15 protein-coding genes are annotated in these 16,834 nt (G+C 67.7%); 9 read left to right on the top strand and 6 right to left on the bottom strand.

What is annotated here, in order from left to right; all coding sequences use genetic code 11:
* Nucleotides 1–135 precede the first annotated feature (135 nt).
* Genes EV650_RS28810 through EV650_RS28795 form a run of 4 tightly spaced genes read left to right on the top strand, consistent with a single transcriptional unit; the run spans nt 136 to nt 3,584 of the window.
* Complete coding sequence (locus EV650_RS28810) at nt 136–1,134, top strand: Bug family tripartite tricarboxylate transporter substrate binding protein (RefSeq protein WP_134122098.1); 999 nt, start codon at nt 136–138, stop codon at nt 1,132–1,134.
* Nucleotides 1,131–1,634, top strand: a complete 504-nt coding sequence (locus EV650_RS28805) for a tripartite tricarboxylate transporter TctB family protein (protein WP_134122097.1) — start codon at nt 1,131–1,133, stop codon at nt 1,632–1,634. The genes EV650_RS28810 and EV650_RS28805 overlap by 4 nt, the downstream gene beginning before the upstream one ends.
* Nucleotides 1,634–3,148 (top strand): tripartite tricarboxylate transporter permease, encoded by a 1,515-nt coding sequence (locus EV650_RS28800; protein ID WP_134122096.1) that lies wholly within the window; start codon nt 1,634–1,636, stop codon nt 3,146–3,148. Before EV650_RS28805 ends, EV650_RS28800 begins: the two co-directional genes overlap by 1 nt.
* A 4-nt stretch (nt 3,149–3,152) precedes the next feature.
* Nucleotides 3,153–3,584 carry an EVE domain-containing protein gene (locus EV650_RS28795; protein WP_134122095.1) on the top strand — a complete coding sequence of 144 codons (432 nt, stop codon included), beginning with the start codon at nt 3,153–3,155 and terminating at the stop codon, nt 3,582–3,584.
* On the opposite strand, the gene EV650_RS28790 is transcribed toward EV650_RS28795, so the two are convergent.
* The gene (locus EV650_RS28790; RefSeq protein ID WP_238174506.1) at nt 3,567–4,163 is read right to left on the bottom strand and encodes a TetR/AcrR family transcriptional regulator; all 597 of its coding nucleotides are present in this window, start codon (nt 4,161–4,163) and stop codon (nt 3,567–3,569) included. The genes EV650_RS28795 and EV650_RS28790 overlap by 18 nt on opposite strands.
* 92 nt (nt 4,164–4,255) lie before the next feature.
* On the opposite strand from EV650_RS28790, the gene EV650_RS28785 reads away from it, so the two are divergent.
* Nucleotides 4,256–4,873 carry a VC0807 family protein gene (locus EV650_RS28785; protein ID WP_134122093.1) on the top strand — a complete coding sequence of 206 codons (618 nt, stop codon included), beginning with the start codon at nt 4,256–4,258 and terminating at the stop codon, nt 4,871–4,873.
* Between the two features lie 45 nt (nt 4,874–4,918).
* Nucleotides 4,919–6,217 carry a winged helix-turn-helix domain-containing protein gene (locus tag EV650_RS28780; RefSeq protein WP_134122092.1) on the top strand — a complete coding sequence of 433 codons (1,299 nt, stop codon included), beginning with the start codon at nt 4,919–4,921 and terminating at the stop codon, nt 6,215–6,217.
* Here the strand turns inward: EV650_RS28780 and EV650_RS28775 are convergent.
* Nucleotides 6,214–6,657 carry a MarR family winged helix-turn-helix transcriptional regulator gene (locus EV650_RS28775; protein WP_134122091.1) on the bottom strand — a complete coding sequence of 148 codons (444 nt, stop codon included), beginning with the start codon at nt 6,655–6,657 and terminating at the stop codon, nt 6,214–6,216. The two genes, EV650_RS28780 and EV650_RS28775, sit on opposite strands and share 4 nt — an antisense overlap.
* Before the next feature lie 167 nt (nt 6,658–6,824).
* Between EV650_RS28775 and EV650_RS28770 the strand changes: the two genes are divergently transcribed.
* Together EV650_RS28770 and EV650_RS28765 are read left to right on the top strand one after the other, a co-directional pair.
* The gene (locus tag EV650_RS28770; RefSeq protein ID WP_134122090.1) at nt 6,825–7,898 is read left to right on the top strand and encodes an alkene reductase; all 1,074 of its coding nucleotides are present in this window, start codon (nt 6,825–6,827) and stop codon (nt 7,896–7,898) included.
* Between the two features lie 15 nt (nt 7,899–7,913).
* A complete protein-coding gene (locus tag EV650_RS28765) occupies nt 7,914–9,314 on the top strand; it encodes an MFS transporter (protein WP_134122089.1) in 1,401 nt (466 codons plus the stop codon).
* Here the strand turns inward: EV650_RS28765 and EV650_RS28760 are convergent.
* The 4 genes from EV650_RS28760 to EV650_RS28745 are packed head-to-tail and all read right to left on the bottom strand — an operon-like array spanning nt 9,265 to nt 15,612.
* Nucleotides 9,265–10,512 (bottom strand): MFS transporter, encoded by a 1,248-nt coding sequence (locus EV650_RS28760; protein WP_134122088.1) that lies wholly within the window; start codon nt 10,510–10,512, stop codon nt 9,265–9,267. The two genes, EV650_RS28765 and EV650_RS28760, sit on opposite strands and share 50 nt — an antisense overlap.
* Entirely contained in the window at nt 10,509–11,873 is a 1,365-nt protein-coding gene (locus tag EV650_RS28755) for a GH1 family beta-glucosidase (RefSeq protein ID WP_134122087.1), read from the bottom strand. The genes EV650_RS28760 and EV650_RS28755 overlap by 4 nt, the downstream gene beginning before the upstream one ends.
* Nucleotides 11,863–12,444 carry a YbjQ family protein gene (locus EV650_RS28750; protein WP_134122086.1) on the bottom strand — a complete coding sequence of 194 codons (582 nt, stop codon included), beginning with the start codon at nt 12,442–12,444 and terminating at the stop codon, nt 11,863–11,865. Before EV650_RS28750 ends, EV650_RS28755 begins: the two co-directional genes overlap by 11 nt.
* A gap of 15 nt (nt 12,445–12,459) precedes the next feature.
* A complete protein-coding gene (locus tag EV650_RS28745) occupies nt 12,460–15,612 on the bottom strand; it encodes a penicillin acylase family protein (RefSeq protein WP_238174505.1) in 3,153 nt (1,050 codons plus the stop codon).
* 114 nt (nt 15,613–15,726) lie between these two features.
* On the opposite strand from EV650_RS28745, the gene EV650_RS28740 reads away from it, so the two are divergent.
* Nucleotides 15,727–16,815: an aminotransferase class V-fold PLP-dependent enzyme gene (locus EV650_RS28740; protein WP_134122084.1), complete on the top strand. Its 1,089-nt coding sequence runs from the start codon at nt 15,727–15,729 to the stop codon at nt 16,813–16,815.
* The last annotated feature ends 19 nt before the right edge of the window (nt 16,816–16,834 follow it).

Genomic DNA, 16,834 nt, shown 5'->3' with positions numbered 1-16,834 from the left:
CAAGTGCCACACTTCACCCTGATTCCGCTCGTGACCACAATGAACTCAACCACCGCTGCGGCCACAACGCAGACGCCGTACCCACCGGAGGTCCACGATCGTCGCCACCTGACCCCCACCGAAAGGGACCCCGCCATGAGGCCGATGCTCTGGGTCACCACAGCAGCGCTCGCGCTCGCCAGCGTGACCGCCTGCGGCGCGACTGCGAACAAATCCGACTCGAACGCCGATAGCGGCAAGCCCGCGACCGGCCTGCGGCTGATGGTGCCGAACACGGCCGGCGGTGGGTACGACACCACTGCCCGGGTCGCCGCGAAGGTGATGGACGACGCGAAGATCGCGACCGGCGTGCAGGTGTTCAACCTGCCCGGCGCCGGCGGTACGGTCGGCCTGCAGCGGACCGTGAACGAGAAGGGCAACGGCAAGCTCGCCATGCAGATGGGGCTCGGCGTGGTCGGCGCGACGTACACCTCGAAGTCGAAGGCGACGCTCACCCAGACCACTCCGCTGGCGAAGCTGGTCGAGGAGGCCGGTGCGATCGTCGTACCGAAGAACTCGCCGTACAAGACGATCGGCGACCTGGTCACGGCCTGGAAGGCGAACCCGAAGGGGATGGCGGTCGGCGGCGGTTCGTCGCCGGGCGGACCGGACCACCTGCTGCCGATGCAGCTCGCGCAGACCGTCGGCATCGACCCGAAGAACGTCAACTTCGTCTCGTACGACGGTGGCGGCGAGCTGCTGCCCGCCCTGCTGGGGAGCAAGATCGCCTTCGGTGCCAGCGGATTCGGCGAGTTCCTGGACCAGGTCGAGAGCGGTCAGGTCCGCGTCCTCGCGGTCACGAGCGAGAAGCCGATCGACGCGCTGAAGGACGTGCCGACGCTGAAGTCGTCCGGAATCGACCTGGTGTTCACGAACTGGCGTGGCATCGTCGCTCCGCCTGGGATCAGCGACGCGGACAAGAAGGTCTGGATCGACGCCCTGACGAAGATGCACGACTCGGCCGAGTGGAAGTCCGAGCTGCAGAAGCACGGCTGGAGCGACGCGTTCGTGACCGGTGACGAGTTCGGCAAGTTCCTCACCGACCAGGACAAGGCGGTCGCCGACATCCTGACCAAGTTGGGCCTCGCCGCATGACCGAGGCCGCTACCCGGCGGCCGGATCGTGCGCAGTTCGGAGTGTGTGGGTTCCTGGCGGTGGTCGGCGTCCTGGTGATCGTCGACGCCGCCCGGATCCGGCACATTGCCAACAGCAACGATCCGATCGGCCCGAAACCGGTCCCGATCGTGCTCGGCGTACTGCTGCTCGTCGTCGCCGTGCTGTACGCCGTCGACGTCGCCCGCGGCGGGACCGGTGAAGCCGAAGCCGGCGAGGACGTCGACCCGACACTGCCGGTGGACTGGAAGACTGTTCTGTTGCTCGTCGGAGCCTTCGTGGTCAACCTCGCGGTGATCGAGCCGCTCGGCTGGGTCATCAGCGGGACCTTGCTGTTCTGGGGATCGGCGTTCGCGCTCGGTAGCCGGCACCACATCCGCAACGTCTTCATCGCCGTCGCGCTGTCGCTGACCACGTTCTACGCGTTCGCGATCGGACTCGGGGTCAACCTGCCGGCCGGCGTACTGCAAGGGATTCTCTGATGGACAACCTGATGAATCTGATGCAGGGGTTCGGTGACGTGCTGACCCCGATCAACCTGCTGCTCGCGCTGGTCGGCGTCATTGTCGGTACGGCGGTCGGCGTACTGCCCGGGATCGGGCCGGCGATGACGGTCGCGCTGCTGCTGCCGATCACGTACGGACTCGAGCCGGTGCAGGCGTTCATCATGTTCGCCGGCATCTTCTACGGCGGCATGTACGGCGGCTCGACCACGTCGATCCTGTTGAACACGCCAGGCGAGTCGTCATCGGTGGTGACGGCGATCGAGGGCAACAAGATGGCGCGGGCCGGACGGGCCGCGCAGGCGTTGGCGACGGCCGCGATCGGGTCGTTCGTGGCCGGGACGATCGGGACTGTATTGCTGGTGCTGGTGGCACCGCAGGTGGTGAAATTCGCGATCAGCCTGGGTGCGCCGGACTACTTGGCGATCATGCTGCTCGCGTTCGCCGGTGCGACGTCAGTGCTCGGGTCGTCCCGGATCCGCGGGTTCGCGGCGTTGCTGCTCGGTCTGGTGATTGGGCTGGTCGGGATCGACAAGGTGACGGGGCAGCAGCGGTTGACGTTCGGCGTACCACAGCTTGCCGACGGCATCGATGTCGTAGTGGTTGCCGTCGGCATCTTCGCGGTCGGTGAAGCGCTTTGGGTCGCTGCCCATCTGCGGCGGAATCCGGGCACGGTGATCCCGGTCGGGCGGCCGTGGATGGGTAAGTCGGACTGGCGTCGCTCGTGGAAGCCGTGGCTGCGTGGGACGGCGTACGGCTTCCCGATCGGAGCGCTGCCGGCGGGCGGTGCCGAGATCCCGACGTTCCTGTCGTACGCGACGGAGAAGAAGCTCTCCAAGCATCCAGAGGAGTTCGGGCACGGTGCGATCGAGGGCGTCGCCGGGCCGGAGGCGGCGAACAACGCATCGGCCGCCGGGACGCTGGTTCCGATGCTCGCACTCGGTCTGCCGACGAACGCAACCGCTGCGGTGATGCTGGCCGCGTTCACGTCGTACGGCATCCAGCCCGGGCCGCTGCTGTTCCAGCGAGAGTCGAAGCTGGTGTGGGCGCTGATCGCGAGTCTGTTCATCGGCAACCTGTTCCTGCTTCTGCTCAACCTGCCGCTGGCGCCGGCCTGGGCGAAGCTGCTGCAGATCCCACGGCCGTACCTGTACGCCGGGATCATCTTCTTCGCCTCGATGGGTGCGTACGCCGTGAACGCGCAGCCGCTGGACTTGTTGCTGCTCCTGGTCCTCGGCCTGCTCGGGTTCGGGATGCGACGGTTCGGTTTGCCGGTACTCCCGCTCATCATCGGCGTGATCCTCGGCCCGATCGCCGAACGGCAGGCCCGAATGGCGCTCCAGCTCTCCAACGGCAACGCCTCCGGCCTGATCGGCGGTCCGGTCGCGTACGTGATCTACGCCGTCATCCTGCTGCTGATCGCCTGGCCGCTGGTCGCGAAACTCCGCCGCAAAATCATGACGAAAGATGTCGTATATTCCGGCGGACAGTAGTCCTATGACAGATCTTCAGAGGGCCTGGCTGGGTGTGATCTCCGCGGATCACACCCAGCGGGCGGTCGACGGCGGCTTCATCCAGCTCAACCACGGCAAGCGGTACGGCGTCGCACGGCTCCAGCAGGGCGACGGGTTCGTGATCTACTCCCCGACCGAGCGGTACGGCGAGAAGAGTCCGCTCCGAGCGTTCACCGCGCTCGGAGTCGTCGCCGACACGACGCCGTACCAGGCAGAGGCCATGAACATGGGCTCGCATGGCGTTGTCCAACCTTGGCGCCGACGGATCGAGTTCCTGCCGGTGCATCGCGCAGACGTCAAAGCGGTCGAGCTGAGGCTGACTCAGCAACCGAACTGGGGCTACCAACTCCGCCGCGGCCTGGTCCCGCTGGAACCGGAGGACTTCGAGGCGCTGCGATCAGTCATGACCGATTGAGCCCGACTGCATTGCCAGCGGGAGGAAGATCTGGTCGACGATCTCGGTCAGGACGTCGTTCGAGACCGCGGTCGCGCCGTTGAGGGCGTACTCGTTGCGGAGCAGGTCGACCGCGACCGTGGCCACGCGCGGGGTGAGGGCGGATTGGCCGACTTCGCCTCGGCTCGCAGCTCGGGCCATCACGGTCAGCCAGTGCGAGACGCCGGCGCGGCCGACCTGGTCGCGCAGTTCGCGCATCCGCTCGGGGTCGGACTGGATGTCGCCGAGAAGCTGACGGAGGATGCGGCCGAACGGCGAGGCCATCCGGTCGTTGGCGCGGGTGAGCAGCGCGAGCGCGTCACCGCGCAGCGAGCCGGTGTCGGGCGTCGAGTCGGGACCGGTCGGAAGCATGTGCCGGTACGCCGCGATGCACAGCGCGGCCCGACTCGGCCAACGCCGGTAGATCACGTTCTTCGCGGTGCCGGCCCGGGCGGCGACGTTGTCCATCGTCAGCTCGCGGTACCCGACCTCCATCAGCTCGTCGACCGCCGCCTGCAGGATCGCCTGCTCCAGCGCAGCACCCCGCCGCCGTGTCGTCACGATACTCAGGGTATCTCATGACATTCGGCCTAATTCGGCTCCTCTGCCCTCTCTTAAGCTACTAGCAGTATCTTAAGAGAAGGGTTCGAATCATGCGCAAGCTCCTCACCGGTCTGCTCTGGGACGTCGGCCTGCCGATCGTCGTCTACTACGCCGGCCGCATCCTCGGGTACGACGTCTTCCCGTCCCTCGCCGCCGCCGCAGGTGCTGCTCTACTGCGGGTCGCTTTTGTCGCCGTCGTACAGCGGCGCCTGAACGGAATCGCAGCCGTTGTCGGCGGCACCTTCGCCTTACTGCTCGTCGTATCCCTGCTCACCGGCGACCCCCGGATTCTGCTCGCGAAGGAGTCCGTGCTGTCTGGCGCGGCGGGACTGCTACTGGTCGGCTCGTGTCTGATTCGCCGACCGCTCGTCTACACGCTCGCCCGCAAGGCCAACGCCGGCAAGCCCGAAGTACTCGCCGACTGGGACGCGCGCTGGCCCAACGATCCGGCGTTCCGCAAGCACTTCACCTCACTCACCGCAGTCTTCGGCGGCGTCCTCCTGGCAGACGCAATCATCCGCCTGGTGCTGGTCTACACCCTCCCCGTCAACACGATGGCAAACCTGTCACCACTAATGCACATAGCCGCCCTAGGCCTCCTCGTCAGCTGGGCCCTCTGGCACCGCAACCGCCGCCAACACGCAACAGAGCAGACGACTGCGCAATAGGCGGATCTGTAGGGACTGGCCAGTGTCGCGCTATAGGTTCGGTTTGTGGCGGCTGTGGGTGATGAGGTGTCGGTGGGGGTTGCTCGGCGGGTTGCGTTGGGTGCGCAGGGGTTCGGGGACGGGCGGCCTAGGCGTGGTGATGTGCGGGCGGTGCGGAAGGCGATCGGGCGGGCCGGCGTGCTGCAGTTGGATTCGGTGAATGTGCTCACTCGGTCGCATTACCTGCCGGTGTTCGCGCGGGTGGGGAACTATCCACGGGAGATGCTCGACAAGCTGGCGTGGGGCCGGGGCCGGGAGTTGTTCGAGTACTTCTGGGGACACAAGGCGGCGTTGATCCCGCTCACTAACTATCCACTGATGCGGTGGCGGATGCGGGCGGCCGAGCGGCAGGTGTGGGACGAAGAACTGAGCCCGGACGTAGGCGTGCCATGGTCGGTCGTGACGGGGATGCGACGGCTGACCGCCGAGCGGCCCGGGTACGTCGAGCAGGTGCTCAAGCTCGTCACCGAGAAGGGCCCGTTGACCGCGGGCGAGGCGAGTCCGGACGGCGTACGGCGGAAGCGCACCGATCCGGATCCGGATCCGACCACCGGCCGGATGTGGAACTGGCAGGATTCGAAGATCGCCATCGAGTACCTGTTCTGCACCGGCCAGGTGACGATCGCGGGCCGCCGGCACTTCGAGCGGGTGTACGACCTGACCGAGCGCGTCCTGCCCGCCGACGTACTCGCCGCTCCCGAACCCACTGCCGACGAGGCCCGCCGCGAACTGGTCCGGATCGCGGCCCGCGGACTCGGCATCGCTACCGCCAAGGAACTCTGCGGTGCGAGCGGTCAGGCTCACTACCCGTTGCCCACGGCAACCGCCCGCCAGGTGATCGGCGAACTGAAAGACGCCGGCGAACTCATCCCCGTCCGCGTCGAAGGCGTCAACCAGCAGAGCTACCGCTGGCACGAAGCCAAGGACCGCCCGATCGACCAGAACGCCCGCGCCCTGCTGTCCCCGTTCGACCCGCTGATCTGGAACCGCGACCGCACCCATCACCTGTTCGACTTCTTCTACCGCATCAGCATCTACACCCCAGCCCCACAACGCATCCACGGGTACTACGTCCTGCCGTTCCTCCTCGGCGACCGCCTAGTAGCCCGCGTCGACCTCAAGGCAGACCGCCGTACCTCCACGCTCGTCGTCCCCACCCTCACCGCAGAGCCGAACCCACCCGACCTCGTCGCCCCCTTGGCCACTGAACTCCGCCTTATGGCCGCCTGGCTGGACCTAGAGCACATCCAGGTAACCGCCACCAGCCGCGTCGGCCGGGCCGTCGCCCAAGCGGTCGCCGCCTAGGCAGACGCCGCGCGACTGAGGCTGTCCTCGATGCGCTGAAGAACTACCAACGCCTCGGCCTGTTCGGCCGGGGTGAGGTCGCCGGTCGCGCTCTCTTCCAGCTGAGCCCAGATGCGCTCGACCTCGCGCCGCACGGACTGACTGGCCGGGGTCGGCTCGACGACCGTGGCGCGCTTGTCGGTGGCGCTGGGTGTGATCCGCACGAAGCCGGCTTGTTCCAGCCGGCGCACGGTCCGCGTCATCGTGGCGGAGTCGGAGCCGAGCGTCCGGACCAGCTCCGTCTGACTCTGCGGACCACGCTCCCACAACTGCATCATCACGAGCTCCTGGCCGAGCCGCAGGCCGACGCGGCGCAGCAGTTGCGCGGCGATCATCCGGTGCAGGCGGGCCACTCGCACGATGGCGTTGGTGAGCGGTTCGGCCGGCATCGAGGGATCCATTTCACCGATCATACCTGTTCAAGCAGCCACCAACCGAGCCGCTTCAACGCGAAGGTCTTTCCGCAGGCGGACGCATCGACTGTGAGCCAGCTCACAGGTTCGAATGGAATCGCTTCGGGTTATTACCTGTTCGAACAGGTAATTGCCCAACGACGGGAAGTGACTCAATGCCAACCGCATTCGACTCCTACGAGCTGGGCGGCAAGCGCCTGGCCAACCGCATCGCGATGGCCCCGATGACCCGCAGTCGCGCGTACGGACCAGGGGCCAGCCCGACGCCTCTGACCGCGGAGTACTACGCGCAACGCGCCGGCGCCGGACTGATCGTCACCGAGGGAACCCAGCCGTCGCCGGTAGGCCAGGGCTACCCGAACACTCCCGGACTGCACACCAGCGAGCAGGCCGCTGCCTGGCGAACGGTGACCGACGCCGTGCACAGCAGCGGTGGCGTGATCTACGCGCAACTCCTGCACACCGGCCGCATCGGGCACCCGAGTCTGCTACCGGCCGGCCTGCATCCGGTCGCTCCCTCCGCCGTACCCGCCCGCGGACAGGTCTTCACCCCGGACGGTCCCCAGGACCTGGTCAGGCCGAAGGAGCTGACCGGGTCGGAGATCTCGCAGACGATCGACGACTTCGCCGCGGCCGCGCGTACTGCGATGACCGCCGGATTCGACGGGGTCGAACTGCATGGCGGCAACGGGTATCTGATCCACCAGTTCCTGGCGCCGAACACCAACCGCCGAAGCGATAGCTGGGGCGGGTCGGCAGAGCGACGCGTCCGCTTCGGTGTCGAGGTGGCGACCGCGGTGGCCGACGCGATCGGCGCGGAACGGCTCGGGTTCCGCATCTCTCCCGGCATCCCGAACAACGACATCGCCGAAGACGACCTCGAGGCGACGTACGACGCTCTGGTCGACCGGCTGGCACCACTCGGGCTGAGCTACCTGCACCTGATGGAAGGCCCGGACCGCGCCCTGACCAAGCGGCTGCGCAAGCAGTGGCCGAGCACGTTCATCCTCAATCCGCACACGCTCGCCGAACCGACCGGTCCGGACGCGCTGGCACTGATCGGCGATGGTACGGCGGACCTGATCGCCTTCGGGGCAATGTTCCTGGCCAACCCAGACCTGCCGGCCCGCCTCGCCGCGGACGGCCCGTACAACAAGCCGGACCGCGCCACGTTCTACGGCGGCGACCATCGCGGCTACACCGACTACCCGACGCTCGCGACGCGCTGAGAAAGGTGCTTCGACATGCCCTCCACACTCAAGAGAACCACCTGGGCGGTTCTGGCGCTCGCCTGCGTCAGCCAGTTCATGGTGATCCTCGACGCGTCCATCGTGAATGTCGCCCTGCCCTCCATCCAGCGGGAGCTCGGCTTCACCGTCACCGGCCTCGCCTGGGTGGTGAACGGCTACCTGCTGACGTTCGCCGGCTTCATGCTGCTGGGTGGCCGAGCCGCTGACCTGTTCGGCCAACGCCGGATGCTGGTGACCGGGTTGATCCTGTTCTCCGCGGCGAGCTTGGCGGCGGGCCTGGCATCCGCTCCGGGCGTCCTGGTGGCGGCTCGGGTCGTGCAGGGCGTGGGAGCCGCGATGCTGGCTCCGGCGACACTGGCCGTGATCAACACCAACTTCACCGCGGAGCGCGAACGTGCCCGGGCGTTCGGCGCCTGGTCCGCCGCCGGCGGCGTGGGCGGGATGGCCGGTGCGGTGGCAGGCGGTGCGATCACCACCGGCCTGTCCTGGCGATGGGTGTTCCTGATCAACGTCCCGATCGGCGCGGTACTGATCGGCGCGGCCATGAAGTCACTGGCCGCCGCCCGAACCCGCCGCCGGGAGCCGCTCGACCTCATCGGCGCGGCAACGGGTACTGCGGGGCTGGCCGCGTTGATCTACGGCGTCATGCAGAGCGCCGATCACGACTGGACCTCTCTGCGGGTCGCCTTGCCGGGGGCGGCGGGCCTGCTCCTGCTCGTTGTCTTCACCGTGGTCGAAGCGCGGGTCGCCCGGCCGATCATGCCGCTGCGGCTGCTCACCCTCCGTACGGTTGCTGTCGGCAACGGAATGCTGCTGCTGTTCGGAGCGATCGCCATCGCCATGTGGTACTTCACGTCGCTGTTCCTGCAGAACGTCCTCGGCTACAGCGCTCTTCGATCCGGCCTCGGGCAGACGCCCGCGGCGGTGACGTTCGTGGTCGTCGCACGGCTGGCCGCCACGCTGCTGCCGCGAACCGGCGTACGTCGACTGATCGTGGCCGGGAGTGCCTGCTTCCTGATCGGCTTCGGCTGGCTCGCTCAGGCCGGCGCCGGCAGCGGCTACGTCACCAGCGTGCTCGGGCCGACGCTGCTGGTCGCCATCGGCATCGGGCTGACCTTCCCGACCCTGATGGCCGCCGTGACCGCCGACGTACCCGAAGGCGACGCCGGTGTGGCCGGTGGCCTAGCGAACACAGCAAGTCAGGTGGGCGGGGCGATCGGGTTGGCGGTACTCACAACGGTGGCGGGCACCAGAGCCGCGACCGCAGCCGGCTACGACCTGGTCTTCGTCGTAGCAGCCGGGCTCGCCGTAGCCCTGGCGCTCGTCGGCAGTCTGTTACCAGGGTTCAGTCGACCGAGCGGATCTGGCGAACGAGTACGCCGGCCAGGAGGGTGACGGCAGACGCCAAGAGGTAGAGCACCGGGTAACCGCCCAGGTGTTTGACGATCGGAGCCGCGATGGCCGGGGCAAGGACCTGGGGCAGCGAGTTGGCGATGTTGATGACGCCCAGGTCCTTGGCGCGGTCGCGGGCGCTGGGGAGTACTTCGGTGAGGAGGGCGAAGTCGACGGAGAGGTAGACGCCGAAGCCGGTGCCGAGGACTATCGCGCCGAGGATTGCGCCGGGCCAGGTCGGCCAGACGGCGAGGATCACGCCGGCGACTGCCATCACCAGGCCGGAGCCGGTGACGAAGACCTTCCGTCGGCCGCTCCGGTCCGACCATCCGCCGAATCCGATCGCCGTGACCAGCACACAGACGCTGTAGATCGCGGTCAGGATCAGTACGCCGGTGTCTGCGTCCGCACGTCCGACCTCGTCCTGCAGGTAGTAGAAGAGGTACAGCGTGCCGAGCGCGTTGCCGACGTTGAAGAGGAACCGCGTCAGCCACGCCCAGCCGAAATCGGGATAGCGCCGCGGACTGATCCAGAAGCCGCGCAGGAACTCCCGCAGTACCAACGGTGGCGGCGGCGTGACCAGGGGCGCGTCGTGACTGCGCAGCAGATACGGTACGACGGACAACAGCAGGAACCCGGCGCACGCGACGTACCCGAGCCCGATGCCACCGGCAACAGTCGCCAGCGCGGTCCCGACGAGCGCACCCAATACCTGCGAGATCGCGACCCAGCCGCCGACGACTCCGCGCTGGTCGACCGGCACCCGATCCGGCACGGTCGCCGTAGCGGCAGCCAGCAGCGCGTTGCCGAACAGTTGCATCAGGCACCAACCGACGATCATCAACCCGACCGCGGTCGCGCCGGCCAGGACCAGCAACCCGACGGCGCCGCCGACCGCACCCGCGAGTACCCACGGCGCCCGCCGGCCGCGGCGGGACGTGGTCCGGTCCGAGATCGCGCCGAAAGCAGGGTTCGCGAATACCGACACCGCAGCGCCGACCCCGGTCACCAGTCCGAACACGAACTCTTTGTTGCCTGGAGCAACCGCCTCGGACTGCTGCGCGAGCAGGACCTGGATCGGGCCGAGCCAAGCGGCGAACACGCCGACGTTCGCCAGTACGACGGCCGCCGTCCAGCCCGCTCGTACCCGGACCGTCGGCTCCGCCAGCGCAGCCGGCACCACCCCGGGCTCAGGAATCATGCTCGACTCTGGGCGATCACATCACGCAGCCAGTGGTACGACGCCTTCGGTGTCCGCTCCTGTGTCTCGAAGTCGACGTGCACCAACCCGAACCGCTGCGAGTACCCCGCGGCCCATTCGAAGTTGTCCAGCAAGGACCACTGGAAATAGCCCCGTACGTCGACCCCGTCGTCCATCGCACCCCGGAGCGACCGCAGGTATCCGTCCAAATAGTCGATCCGCCGCTGATCGGAGACGACCCCGTCGACAGGTTCGTCGTTGATCGCGCACCCGTTCTCGGTGATGTAGATCGGCGGCAGCTTGTCGCCGTACCGCTGTTTGAAGGTCCGCAGGAGCTCGCCGAACGCATCCGGCACCACCGGCCAACCGAAGTCGGTCAAAGGGTAGCCAGTGAGCGGACGTGGTTCGAAGGGCAGACCAGGCGGCAACTGCACCCCATCCGTCGCGGCAGTATCCGCCTGACCGGTGGCCGCGCCGACGGAGACCGGTGCGTAGTGGTTGATGCCGAAGAAGTCGAGCGGCGTCGAGATGATCGCCAGGTCGTCGGCGACCGGCCCGGGCATCGCGTCACCCATGCCGTTCGGGTACTCCCCGAGCAGGATCGGGTCGGCGAACAGCCAGTTGACGAGGTTGTCGTAAAGCGCCGCCGCTTCCTTGTCCTCGGCGCTGTCACTCGCCGGCCAGGTCGGAGCGTGGTTGCTGGCGATACCAATCTGCGAAGCACCCGCAGCCCGCAGCGCCTGAACCGCGCGACCGTGAGCAAGCAGCTGATGATGCGCCACCGGAAGCGCGTCGAACAACAACTCCTTGCCCGGGGCATGCGCTCCGAGCGCGTAGCCCATCAACGTAAGCACCACCGGCTCGTTGATTGTGATCCACATCGGTACCCGGTCAGCGAAACGGGCGCCGAGCAACGATGCGTAGTCGGCGAAGCGATCCGTGATGTCCCGCGAGAGCCAGCCGCCCACGTCTTCGAGCGGCTGCGGGGTGTCCCAGTGGTACAGCGTCGGCGCCGGCTGGATCCCGGCGCCGAGCAAGGTGTCGATCAGCCGGTCGTAGAAGTCCAGACCGGCGGCGTTCCCCGGCCCACTCCCCGACGGCTGGATCCGCGGCCAGGAGAACGAGAACCGGTAGGTGTCCACCCCCAGCTCCCGCATCAGCGCGACGTCCTCGGCGTACCGGTGGTAGTGATCGCACGCGACCGCACCGGTGTCGCCGTTCAGGATCCGGCCGGGCTCGGCGCAGAACGTGTCCCAGGTCGAGGGGCCGCGACCATCCTCGGTCACAGCACCCTCGATCTGGTACGCCGACGTCGAAACCCCCCACCGAAATCCCGGCGGAAACGAAAGCTCAGCTGTCATGCGCATCATCCTCATCGGGAGTGGTGTCCTGGACGACCTTGCGGACGATCACGGCCGTGCCGTACGCCGCCACCTCACTCATCGTCTGCGCGATCTCGTTGCAGTCGAACCGCATCGCGAGGATCGCGTTCGCGCCCATCTGCTGCGCCATCTGACACATCCGCATCACCGCGACGTGCCGAGACTCGGCCAGCATCTGGGTGTACTCCGGCACCTCGCCACCGCCCAGCGACCGGAAGCTCGCGGTGAAGTTCGACCCGAAGTCCCGGCTCCGCACGGTCAGCCCGAAGACCTCACCGAACACCATCTCTGCGGTGTAGCCGGGCAGGTCGTTCATCGTCGAGACCAGCACCGGGTACGGCGAACCCTGCGGAGCGACATGCGGCGCGTTCTGCTGGGCCGGCTGGTAGTTGCCCGGCGCCTGGCCATACCCGGGCTGCTGCCCGTACCCCTGCGGCGGCGGCCCCTGCTGGTATCCCGGCGGCGGTCCCTGGTACCCCGGCGGCGGACCCTGCTGGTAGCCCGGCTGCTGCGGCGGGAACGGCTGGTTCGGAGGAAAGTTCTGGTTCATGCACTCATCCTGGCATCACCACCTGAACACCTGCAGCTCATACAGCGAATACCCGTAAGACGTCGCCCGCTGCGTCCCAGTCACCCGCACATACCGAGCCGGCACGGCGCCGAACCGCACCACGTCCTCCCCGCCGTTCCCGGTCGTCGTCGCGTACACCTGCTGCCAGGTCGACCCGTCCCGCGACACCTCCACGCGGTACGACTTCCCGTACGCCGACTCCCAGTTCAGCACCACCCGCCGAACGGTCTGCTCGTTGCCGAGGTCAACCTTCAGCCACTGTGGATCCGACCAGTCGCTCGCCCACCGCGTCGCCTGGTTGCCGTCCACCGCCTGCGCCGGCGGCGAGTTGTACCAACCGGTCTCGGAACTGCTCGCGGTCGCCGTCTTCCCCGCGGCCAGGTTGCTGACGTCGTCACCGCGTCGCGCCGGGAACTCGACCACCTGCTGGTACGTCGGCCTGTTGACCCAAGCCATCCGGTCCTGGGTGATGCCACCCATCGGCTGGTGCACGATCTGGTCCGCGCAGAACTGGTCGCCCGCCGCGCAGTCCGCCGTCGCGGGGTACGTCGTCGCCGCCGGCACCTTGGTTGCTGCGAGCAACGTGTCCGTCAGCACCGACCGACAGGCGGCCAGTGCTCCACTACCGCAGTACGTCACCGGCTGGGACGCCTTCACCGGGTCGCCGAGGACCTTCCGAAGGTCGCGCTGCACGAAGCCCCACCAGCCGCTCTGGAACGACGAACCCTGCGCGCTCGGTCGCTCGTCGATCTTCAGATTCGCGACCATCGCACCGTACAAGTCAGGCCCAAGATCCTTGAACTCGGCAGGGACCAGCAGCGGCCACCAGGCGTCGAGGATGCGGATCGCTTCGGCGTTGTCGTACGTCTTCGACGACGCGCTCGGTGTCTTCCGATGCGCGCCGGCCTGCTGCCAGGCGGTCAGCTTGGCGACCGCATCGGCAACCGCCGGGTCGGTGATCGGTGCGCTCTTGAGGACGCGGAGCAGGTACGGCAGGACCTGGTCTCCGCGAAGGTCGACGGTCGCCGCGTCCTCCATCGCCTCGACCAGCTTGCCGCGAGTGAACTTCTGCCCGCTGTTGATGACCGCCTTGATCCGGTCGTCGAGCGGCTGGCTGCGGTAAACTGCGTTGTAACCCCATTGCCCGTCCGAAGCGGAGTACCCAGGCGCCTGTTTGTTGTTCCAGCTGGTCAGGTAGTCCTGGTTCACCACCTGCGGATGCTGGGCCGGCGGGGTGTACGTCGCCCGGTTGGTGTCCGGATTCCAGCCCTGCCACTCGTACGAGCTCCAGGTCGGCAGGTTCGGGTCGGCGCCGGCCGCGCGGGCCGGGTTGTCGCCGGAGTTGAAGTACGCGATCGAGTCCTTGTCGGTATAGAACCAGTTGAACGTGTAGCCGATGTTCGTCGCAGCCTTCTGGAAATCGGCGGCCGAGTGGATCCGGTCCGGATCGTTCAACTGCATGAACCCGAGCGCCGACCCGGCCTCGTTCCCGTAGGTCGACCGGTTCTTGGTGAACACCACCGGCTTCCCACCAACGGTCCCTCGATGCGTGACGATGCCGTACTTGGTGCGCAGGGCAACCAATGTGTACGACCCAGCCGGCTCCGACGAACCAAGGCTGGAGTACCACGAGTTGTGCCGCTCGAGCCGCTCGATCGGGACGCACTGCCCGCGGAACTCGTAGTACTGCGAGTCCTTCGTCGGCGTCCCACCGCCAGGCTCACACAGCGGTACGGCGAACGTGTCGGTGATGTCCTGTCCGGCCGAGGTGGCGCTCCACGAGTAGTCCGGGCCGCGACCGATCAGCGTGTAGAAGTTCAGTCCGGCGAACGCGATGCCGCGCGAGCTGACGCCCGGCCCCTGGAGCTCCTGGCGCATCAGCAACTGCGGCGCGAAGTAGCCGGTCTGCGGTCCGTAGACCGCGATCGGGTTGCCGCTAGCGGTATGAGCGCCGGAAACGACGAGCGCGTTCGACATTCCCTTCGTCCCGAAGCCCTCCGGGAACAGGCCGTCGTCGAAGATCCCCTTCAGCGCGTCGGAGCCCTTGGGAGCCGGTTTCGCGGCCGCCGTCTTATTGACGGTCTGGTCGATGACCTCGGGTTCTGCGGTGACCGATCCGCGGTCCGGCATCGCGCGGCCGGCTGGGTTCGGTCCGGTGGTTCCGTACGGGAAGCTGGTGCCGTTGTGCACCGTCGTACTGGCTTCCGGGTCGTTCTGGGAACGGAACGACTCCCACACCTTGGTGCCTTGAGCAACACCGTACTTCGCTTGTGCTTCAAGCAATGCGAGCGCCGAGGTGACCTCGGCGCCGCCGCCGGTGCCGAAGATGCCTGCGACCACGGCGGCCGTGGCGACCACGTCGGTCACCTTCCAGTGCGGGGTCGGCCAGTCCAGGCCGAGCGCGACGTACTCGCCGGGGTACCCGATGCCGACCGTGTCGATGTAGTGGTTGACGCCGTCGACCCAGGCCTGGATGTCCTGCTGCATCTTCACGCCGTCGGCGCCGTACAAATCGTCGGCGTCGTCGAACTGCCGCTGCAGATCAGCTTCGGTGTACGGCGCGGTCCGCCAGAACTCCTGCTCGAACTCGCGGTTCGCCGCCGCGCCACCCGCAAAGGGCGTCAGCTGTCCGCGACCCAGATGCCGGAACACGTCCATGACGAACAGCCGGTCCTGCGCGCCGGCGTACCCGGCTCCGAACATCGTGCCCAGCCGGGTGGTGCCGGTGACGTGCGGGATGCCGCGCGATTTGTCCCGCACGATCGTGACGTCGTCGCGCGGGTGGATCGTGCTGGCGACGTCGTCCGGTTTCACCCCGAACGACGAGTCGTCGTAGTACGGCGCGAGGCCGTCGTCGATGATGCCCTGGGAGTTCCAGACCAGGTCCTGGTACGGCTTGACCGTGTCGCTGAAGTGCGGCGGTCTGACCCCTAACGCCTTGAAAGCAAGGAGATCCGTGAAGGTCGCGTTGCCGTTCTGCCCCGGCGGCAGGATGTCGCGACATTGCTCGAGGCAATAATCACCCGGGGTGGCGGCAAAGGCTTGTGGCGCCGCTTGGGTCGGTGCGGGCAAGGCCGCGAGGACTGCCACGACGGCAGCCGCGGCGATGGTCGCGCGAAGGCGGGTTCGGGGTGCGGGGCGGGGCACGGTTCCCTCCTCAGGTCGGTAAAAGTGAGGATGACTCACCAGTAGCATCGGGTCAAGAACTCACGTCCAGACTCTCGCCAATTGCCGTCCGTGACCACTACGCTCAGCAACACCATGAGCATCCACGATCGTTACCGATTGAGTGTGGTGATCAACGCCAAGGGGACGTACACCCCGCTCGGGGTGTCGCGGAGTTCGGACGGGGTCGCGGAAGCCGTCGCTCAGGCGTTGCCAGAATTCTTCGTGATGGACGAGCTCGGCGACCGCGCCAGTGAGGCCATCGCGCAGCTGACCGGCGCCCAGGCCGGGGCGGTCGTGCACTGCACCGCGGCCGGCATCACGCTGGCCGTCGCGGCCACGATGACCGGCGGCGATCCCCGCCGTACTGCGGCGTTGCCGGACGCAACCGACATGCCCAACCGGGTCGTGCTGCCGGCGTGCCAGGTGATCGACTACGGACACTCGAACCTGCAGGGCATCCGGCTGTCCGGAGCCCAGGTCGATCTTGCCGGTGACGAGAACGGATGCACCGCCGCCGAACTGGAGGACGAGCTCGACGGGCCGGACGTGGCCTGCCTGATGCTGGTGTCGTCCCGGCTGACGCGCGGCGAGCCGATCGACCTGGTGGCCGCGGTCCGTGCCGCCCACCGTCGCGGCGTACCCGCGATCATCGACGCGGCCGCACAGTTCCCGCGGATCGCGGACGTGCTCGCGACCGGCGCGGATCTGGTCCTGGTGAGCGGGCAGAAGTACCTCGGCTCCCCGACCGCCGGGCTGGTCGCCGGGTCGTGGCCGCTGGTCCAGGCGCTGCGGGCCCAGGAGAAGGGCATCGGGCGGGGGATGAAGCCGACGAAGGAAGCGATCGTCGGCGTACTCGCGGCTTTGGAGGAGTGGCAGGCGGTCGACCGGGTGAAGTGGGAGGCTGACCAGCTGGCCAAGGTGGAAGAGTTCGTCGCCGCGGCTTCCCGGATCCCGGACGTCATCGCCGAGACGGTCCAGGACCCGACGGGCCTGCAGGTGTCGCGGGTCCTGCTCAAGGTTGCGGACGCCAAGCGGGTCGCGACCGAGCTCGAGGCCGGGACGCCGTCGATCTACGTGATGACCGACCGGACGGCCGAGGGCGAACTGATGCTCGAGCTCATCCCGCTGGACGCCGACGAGATCGCGACGGTGCTGGCCAGGCTCTGGGCCGTCCTGACATGAGTCGGCCCTGATCCCCTTG

Source organism: Kribbella kalugense, assembly GCF_004365875.1.
In the GTDB taxonomy this organism is placed as follows: Bacteria; Actinomycetota; Actinomycetes; order Propionibacteriales; family Kribbellaceae; genus Kribbella; species Kribbella kalugense.
Note: the sequence above shows the minus strand (reverse complement) of the source record. Positions and strands in the feature narration are given on the sequence as shown.

Excerpts from the sequence above, each read along its gene's own strand:
- EV650_RS28750 (WP_134122086.1), bottom strand. The coding sequence starts at position 12,444 with ATGAACCAGAACTTTCCTCCGAACCAGCCGTTCCCGCCGCAGCAGCCG.
- EV650_RS28805 (WP_134122097.1), top strand. The coding sequence starts at position 1,131 with ATGACCGAGGCCGCTACCCGGCGGCCGGATCGTGCGCAGTTCGGAGTG.
- EV650_RS28810 (WP_134122098.1), top strand. The coding sequence starts at position 136 with ATGAGGCCGATGCTCTGGGTCACCACAGCAGCGCTCGCGCTCGCCAGC.
- EV650_RS28770 (WP_134122090.1), top strand. The coding sequence starts at position 6,825 with ATGCCAACCGCATTCGACTCCTACGAGCTGGGCGGCAAGCGCCTGGCC.
- EV650_RS28800 (WP_134122096.1), top strand. The coding sequence starts at position 1,634 with ATGGACAACCTGATGAATCTGATGCAGGGGTTCGGTGACGTGCTGACC.
- EV650_RS28755 (WP_134122087.1), bottom strand. The coding sequence starts at position 11,873 with ATGACAGCTGAGCTTTCGTTTCCGCCGGGATTTCGGTGGGGGGTTTCG.
- EV650_RS28795 (WP_134122095.1), top strand. The coding sequence starts at position 3,153 with ATGACAGATCTTCAGAGGGCCTGGCTGGGTGTGATCTCCGCGGATCAC.
- EV650_RS28760 (WP_134122088.1), bottom strand. The coding sequence starts at position 10,512 with ATGATTCCTGAGCCCGGGGTGGTGCCGGCTGCGCTGGCGGAGCCGACG.
- EV650_RS28785 (WP_134122093.1), top strand. The coding sequence starts at position 4,256 with ATGCGCAAGCTCCTCACCGGTCTGCTCTGGGACGTCGGCCTGCCGATC.
- EV650_RS28765 (WP_134122089.1), top strand. The coding sequence starts at position 7,914 with ATGCCCTCCACACTCAAGAGAACCACCTGGGCGGTTCTGGCGCTCGCC.
- EV650_RS28740 (WP_134122084.1), top strand. The coding sequence starts at position 15,727 with ATGAGCATCCACGATCGTTACCGATTGAGTGTGGTGATCAACGCCAAG.
- EV650_RS28775 (WP_134122091.1), bottom strand. The coding sequence starts at position 6,657 with ATGGATCCCTCGATGCCGGCCGAACCGCTCACCAACGCCATCGTGCGA.